6 protein-coding genes and 1 other RNA gene are annotated in these 7,437 nt (G+C 24.5%); 1 reads left to right on the top strand and 6 read right to left on the bottom strand.

Features of this window, described 5'->3' with window-relative positions:
• Both ACWYO2_RS04050 and ACWYO2_RS04045 read right to left on the bottom strand, forming a co-directional pair.
• Positions 1-775 (bottom strand): LysR family transcriptional regulator (locus ACWYO2_RS04050; RefSeq protein ID WP_455515214.1); only part of this gene is annotated, 775 nt, incomplete at its 3' end.
• Positions 776-867: 92 nt separating this feature from the next.
• Positions 868-2,223, bottom strand: coding sequence for an alanine/glycine:cation symporter family protein (locus ACWYO2_RS04045; protein WP_455515213.1), 1,356 nt, complete (start codon positions 2,221-2,223; stop codon positions 868-870).
• Between the two features lie 189 nt (positions 2,224-2,412).
• Here ACWYO2_RS04045 and rplS point away from each other — a divergent pair, with 189 nt between their 5' ends.
• Positions 2,413-2,763 carry a 50S ribosomal protein L19 gene (rplS, locus tag ACWYO2_RS04040; protein WP_455515212.1) on the top strand — a complete coding sequence of 117 codons (351 nt, stop codon included), beginning with the start codon at positions 2,413-2,415 and terminating at the stop codon, positions 2,761-2,763.
• Positions 2,764-2,796: 33 nt separating this feature from the next.
• On the opposite strand, the gene ACWYO2_RS04035 is transcribed toward rplS, so the two are convergent.
• The 4 genes from ACWYO2_RS04035 to ACWYO2_RS04020 all read right to left on the bottom strand — a co-directional run.
• Entirely contained in the window at positions 2,797-4,962 is a 2,166-nt protein-coding gene (locus tag ACWYO2_RS04035) for a peptidase U32 family protein (protein WP_455515211.1), read from the bottom strand.
• Positions 4,959-6,191 carry a GNAT family N-acetyltransferase gene (locus ACWYO2_RS04030; protein ID WP_455515210.1) on the bottom strand — a complete coding sequence of 411 codons (1,233 nt, stop codon included), beginning with the start codon at positions 6,189-6,191 and terminating at the stop codon, positions 4,959-4,961. The genes ACWYO2_RS04035 and ACWYO2_RS04030 overlap by 4 nt, the downstream gene beginning before the upstream one ends.
• A gap of 39 nt (positions 6,192-6,230) precedes the next feature.
• Positions 6,231-6,495, bottom strand: an RNA gene (gene ffs, locus ACWYO2_RS04025) — signal recognition particle sRNA large type.
• A gap of 19 nt (positions 6,496-6,514) precedes the next feature.
• A partial coding sequence (locus ACWYO2_RS04020; RefSeq protein ID WP_455515209.1) for an MGDG synthase family glycosyltransferase occupies positions 6,515-7,437 on the bottom strand: 923 nt, incomplete at its 5' end.

The raw sequence follows: 7,437 nt of genomic DNA, 5'->3' as shown, positions 1-7,437 counted from the left end.
CCTCCGATATATCAAATTCATGTACTAAACTTAACTTATTATCTCTAATTTCTTCATATACACAATAATATGGTAATACACTAATACCCATACCATTCATCACAAGATTTTTAGTAGTTTCATTACTACCATTTACAATTAATTTATTTTCAAATACATGATCTATAATCTCTTCAAACTTTTCTATATATTTAAGAGCTAGAGGAGAATCTTTTTTCAACATACTCATCTCTTTTATAACTTCTATATCCGTTACATTAGGAGGAGCTACTACAACAAAGGGATAAACATCTGTTTGAAGCATTTTAATTTCTCTTTCATCAAATATTTCCTCTTCCATTAAAGCAACATCAATTACTCCATCTTTAATATATTTTATTAAAGAACTTGAATTTTTAATATATATTTCAAACTCTACTTCTTTATTTCTCTTACTATATTCACTAACAATTTTAGGCAAAACTGGCTCTCCTATATTATGTGTTGCTCCTATAACAATTTTTGTTTTATTTTCTTTAATTATTTTAAACATTTCATTTTCCATACGAGATATTCTATTGAATACCTGTTGCGCCAATCTATATAACTCTTTACCTGCAAAAGTTAATTTGAAATTTTTAGAATCTCTTTCAATTAAAGTGACCCCTAAAGTTGTTTCTAATTTTTTTATTTGTATAGACACTGCTGATTGGCTTATAAAAAGCTTTCTAGCTGCTTTAGTAAAGCTTTTTTCATTACAAGTCTCATAAAAAATTTTTAAATGATGTATTTCCATGACACTCCTTTACAAATTTTAATATAGTTAAATTATATATTAATTTTTTATGAAAATCAATACTATAGATTCATTTTAATATTCATAATATTTTAGTTTTTATTTTCAATTTCATTTTCAAATTTTTTCAACTCAACATACGCTTCATTAGAAATAGGTAATATGCATATTATATTAATAACGGTAACAATTCCAAGTCCAAAATCAGCAAGTGACCAAACAAAAGTATTTACAGTTATTCCTCCTAAATATATCATTAAAATTAAAAATATTTGATATAAAGTTATATAAATATTTTTACTTGAAATATAGTTTATGGCACTTTTTCCATAATACGCAACAGCGAGTATAGTACTTATACAAAATAAGAACATTAAAATAATTACAAAAGGTTTAGCAATTATACCTATATGGTATATCATAGCATTTTGAAATAGTTGCATACCTTGATATTTACTTAAAAGATAACTAGGAGCTAATAATACCATAAAAGCTGTTGAACTACACATTAATAATGTATCAACAAATACACCAATCAATTGAACTATACCTTGTTTAGCTGGATAATCAACATCAACAGAACCTGCTGCATAGCTAGAATTACCACTACCTGCCTCATTAGAAAAAAGTCCTCTTCTAACACCATTCATTACTATAACTCCAAAAGTCCCACCTAAAAATTCTTTACCACCAAATGCTTGATAAAAAATATCAAAAAACATTGAAGGAATACTATTTATATTCACAAGTAAAACATATATCATAAATAAAATATATATTATAGACATAAATGGTACTATCATATTAAGAGAGTTAATAATTGAATCTTTATTACTTCTACTAAAAAATAATATATATGTAACCATTAATAAAGTAAACAATGTAACTATATATTTTAAATCAAAATTTAAAATATTTATACTATATACACTAGTTACGGATTCAGTTATACTATTTGACATAACTTGTGTAACTCCAAAGTAGCATATTAAAGAAGCTATTGCATAAAGACTACCTAAAAATTTTTTATTCAATCTATTTTTTAAAATATATGGAGTTCCTCCTACAAATACACCATTTTTATTTTTCTCTTTATAAATAACTGCTAAAGTAGATTCAACAAATGCAGTTGCTGAACCAAATAAAGCAACTAACCACATCCAAAATATAGAACCTGGACCACCAATAGAAATAGCAGCAACAACTCCAGCAATATTACCAGCTCCTACTCTACAAGCTATCCCCAATAAAAAAGCTTCAATAGATGATACTCCTTCACTCTTATTAGAATTACTAAAAATATATTTAAACTTTTTAAAATTTCTAAATTGTGGAAATCTCATTTTAAAACTAAGATAAAGTGCTGAAAATATTAGTATTACTACTAAAATATTCTTACCCCACAAAAAAGAATTAACTGATTCAACTAAAGTATATATCATATTCATACTTAACTCCTTTTTTATATATTTAATTTATTTTAAAACTAGTATATCATAATCGTAAAAAATTGTAAATATTTTAATTTAATCCCTTGACTTTTATCTTATTTTTATATACAATATTAGTTGAATACGGATATTCCGCTGTCATTTTTTTATTGATACGAATATTTATGAAGGAAGGATGTGAATTTCTTGAAAGAGAAATTAATTGAATTAGTAGAAAAAGAATATCTTAAGAAAGATTTACCTTCATTTAAAGCTGGGGACACAGTAGCTGTTCATTATACAGTTAAAGAAGGAAACAAAACAAGAATCCAAATATTTGAAGGATTAGTAATTAGAGTTACAGGAGGAAGCGTACAAAAAAGTTTCACTGTAAGAAAAATATCTTCTGGAGTAGGTGTTGAAAGAATAATACCAATCAATTCTCCATTAATCGACAAGATTGAAGTTAAGAAGATAGGTAAAGTAAGAAGATCTAAACTTTACTACTTAAGAGGTCTTTCAGGTAAAGCTGCAAGAATTAAAGAAATTAGAAAATAATAAATATGGATAGCTAATGCTATCCATTTTATTTTAACTTACACCCATATCAAATGCATAAGGCACATACTTACCTGTCTTAGTTTTTATAGATTTTATAATTTTCTTAACTTCTTCATAATTTTCAAATGTAAAATCTAACCTAAGTTCATCTAAATTCAATCCATAAACTACATCTAAATTAGGTATTAAATTCATAGGTTTATTCAAATATAATTCAAGATTATTTAGTTTATTTTTTACAACCTTATACCTATCAAAATGTTCACCTTGTATCTCCTTATATTCTTTACTATCTATTGTATGTTCTATATACATAGATTTCAAATTTCCATATATTACAAGCCCTCTACGTAAATTTCTATTTGTAATTAATTTTAATTGTTTATAACTCAATTCTGGCGATAAAAATACTGTTTCTATATTTGGAAACTCTGAATAAACATCTATACTCATATTATTAAATACATTAAAATTCCAATTCATAGATTGTCTAGACATACCATCTTCTTTACCTTTGATTAATTGATAAAGATTAGAAACAAGATTAGTATTAGAATTAATTAAATCTGTATTCAAATTTTTTTGTTTAGCTATATCATAACCATCTCTATATATTTTATTTATTCCCATATCCCTACAAGCTTTTTCTTGTTCATCAGTTCTTACTAAAGCTGAAAATTCTGGAATTATTGTTTCTTCAATTTTAGGATATGTAAATTCAATTAATTCTCTAGGTTTATTTTTATATGATTCAACTATCATTTCTCCCAATTTTTCACTAAGTTCTCTTTTAATTTTCTTCAACTCACTAAAAGGAAAAAATGCTTCATTATCATAATAAATATTACAACTTTCAACTTTAAAATCTGTATTTCCAAGTTCTGATATTTTTTCTTCTATATCTTTATATGTTATTATTTTTTTAGACTTTTCATTAAGTAAACTACCTTCTATTTCTACTTCTAATTTTTTATTCATATTATTTTCTGTGATAAATTTCATTTTAAGTTTTTCTCCAAGTTTTGCAAAAAACTCAACATTTATACCTTTATATACATCTATAATTTTTAATTCTGAATGTATTTTATCATTTAATTCTTTAGAATAATTTTTATAAATATACTTAGTACCTTTAGGTGATTTAATATTAATTACATCACCTTTTTTAGCAAAATTAACTTTTTTATTATTTAAAATAATTTTATTAATATATTCACCATCTATTTTTTCAAAATATTTATCTACATATTGTATACCATCACCAAGCACTATATCATCTAATAACTTAATTTTATTATCTTCAACTTTTCCTAGTAAATAACCAAAATTAGAAGAATATTTATGATTCATCAAATTATTATCTAAATAAAAATAGCCTTTAGAATATCCTCTATTAAATAATTTATAGCTTTGACTTTCACGTGGATTGCCATCTAGTATAGATCTATAATAAGAAACCGTTTCGTAAATATATTCTGGTTGTTTTTTTCTACCTTCAACTTTTATAGCATCTATCCCAATTTCTCTTAACATATTTATTTCTTTTTCTTCAAGAAGTTGATCATTTGGTGAAAGAAAATATGAAAGTTTTCCTTCCTCATCTTTAAATTTTTTTCTACAAGTATATGCACACATACCTCTATTCCCACTTCTACCACCTATAAAACTAGAAACATAACAATTACCAGAATACGATATACACATTGATCCTGAAACAAAAACCTCAAGTTCTATATCTGTATTTTCTCTTATCTCTTTTATTTCTTCAAATGATAATTCTCTAGCAAGTACAACTCTCGATAATCCTAAATCTTTCAAAAAATTAGCTTCTTTATAATTTGATACTGTCATTTGCGTACTACCATGTAAACATAAATTAGGAAAATTAGCTTTTAAGAATTTTATAAGTCCAAAATCTTGAACTATAACTGCATCTACTCCATGCTCATATATGGGTTTAAAATTCTTATAAACCGACTTAATTTCCATATCTTTCATTATTGTATTTAAAGCAAGTAATACTCTTACTCCTTTTTTATGAGCATAATCTATACCATCTAAAAGATCTTGCATATTAAAATTATCATTATTCCTTCTAGCACCAAAACCTTTAAGTCCTAGAAAAACTTCATTTGCTCCCGCTTTTATAGCTGCATCTAATTTCTCAAAATTACCTGCAGGACCTACTATTTTCATTTTTCCTCCTGAATATAATTAGGTTCTATATGATATATAACCTTTTTAATATTTGAATATCTAAATTTAATATTTTTTTCAGATATAATTGCTATACCATGCGCTTCCTCTACTGTTAAATTACTATCCATTCTTATATCAGCTATAACATATATATTTTTACCAACACGAGTCATGTAAACATCATGTATATTTTCAATTCCTTTAACTTTAAGAGTTAATAATTTAATATTTAATAATAAATTTTCATCTTGTGAATCCATCAATATCAAAGAATTTTCCTTAACTAGATTATATCCTTGTATTATTAAATAAATTGTAATAACTATCGATAACAGTGAATCAATAACTGGATTAACATAAACAACTCCTACTATACCTAAAAGAACAGATGTTGTAAGAACTATATCTAATTTATAATCTACTATTATGGCATTAATTAAAGGAACTTCAACTTTTTTAGAAATTGTACTTACATATATATATTGTAATATCTTAACAATTATCAAGAATAACAATATATATATCATTATTTTAAACTCTAATCCTTTCATAATTGTAACATTATTTTTTATTAAACTGATAAAACCATTTTTTAAAGTATTTAATGATGAAAAGATTACAATCAAACCTATTATCAAACTAAATATAGACTCAACTTTACCATGTCCAAAAGGATGATCTTCATCATTAGGTTCAATTTCTATCTTAGCTCCTATAAGTACTAAAACATTATTAATTAGATCAGATAATGAATTTATACCATCTGCTATCAACGAATTTAATGAGAATATATAACCAAAAAATAATTTAATTACAGATAATAATATATTTATTACTATAGATAATTTATTTATATGTATAATTGTATGTATATGTTCTATTTCCTCTTTAATATCATTTCTTACATATATACCATCAATATCTATAAAATCATTTTTTTCTAAAAAATTATTTAATCTCTTATGATATTTTACATATACATTATTAAAATCATAATTTAAAGAATCATGTATAGCATAATTTAACAATCTAGAACCATACCCACTATTTCTATAACCTTCTTTAATAAATATATCAATTATCTCCAATTTATTTTCATGTCCTTCAAAAATCAAATATCCAAAAATTCTATGTTCAAATGAAATTGCATAATATATACAATTTTCATTATTATTAACTCCTTTAAATTCATATAAATCATCAAATGAAACCTTACTTATTTTCATATTTCCTCCATAATAAAAAAAGCTAGAAAACCTAGCATACCGTACACCGACTAGTCGAATAAATCCAACACTTGTTTCTTAAGAATAAAGCTCAATATTAGCTACCTCATAAACCTAAAAATCTCAACTTAATGCTGCTTCATTCCTGACCTGACATAGTTCGCTGAATTTTTACAATATAAGACTAATATCTCAACACTTTAATAATTAAGGCTTAAATACCAGATTTACCCTCAAAGTCGGTATCATCCCTGCTTAAGCGGATTTCAGGTACAAGGACCCGCTACATCCCCGACTTGTACGGTAAGAATATTCTAACATTTTTATTTGTTTTTTTCAAGTACAATTTTATCAATTAAACCTTTAATAGAATTTAAAGAATATTTACTTGCTAACTTATCCAAATTAGAAACGTATTCATTATATTTTTCTTTATTTGATATAATTCTTTTTAATTCTTCAGGTAATTCAGAAACATCATTTAAAACTATTGCTAATTTTTCTTGTTTCAAGAATTCAATATTTTCTTCTTCTTGACCAGCTATATAAAATGGAATAATCATAGGTAATCTTTTAACTATACATTCTGTCGTTGTTAATCCACCAGGTTTAGTTACAATAACATCAGAATTATCCATTATTTGCGATATATTATTCGTATATCCATATATTTTTAAATGTCCTAAAGATATTTTATTTTTATAATCCTCTTCTAATTTTGATTTAAGTTCAATATTAGAACCACAAACTATAGTAATTAATATATCTAAATCAAGATCAAGTAATTTTCTAATTGATAATTCCATGGAATCAAGTCCCATTCCACCACCCATTATCAAAAGTCTAAACTTATCACTTTTTATCTTATTTGAATTATAAAACTCCGATTTTATTGGTATACCTAAAATATTAATTTTATTTTCTTTTACTCCTCTATCTATAAGTGAATTTTTAGTGTAGGTACTTCCTACAATATATGCATCAGTATCTTTATCAACATAAATATTATGCGCTTTAAAATCAGTAACAATTTGAATAAAAGGAATGTTTTTATTTTTTATTTGTGATAAAACTAAAGGTATTGAATAAGGATGCGACGATAAGATAACATCTGGTTTAAATTCAATTATTTTATCTATTATACTTCTCTTATTTAAAACGAATAATTTTTCTATCAATTTACTTGTTATTTTTAAATCAGCTGTATTATATATAACTCTATATAAATTTGGTAACTTATTAGCTA

The organism is Pseudostreptobacillus sp. (assembly GCF_977040545.1).
This window is presented reverse-complemented; position numbering and strand designations above follow the sequence as displayed.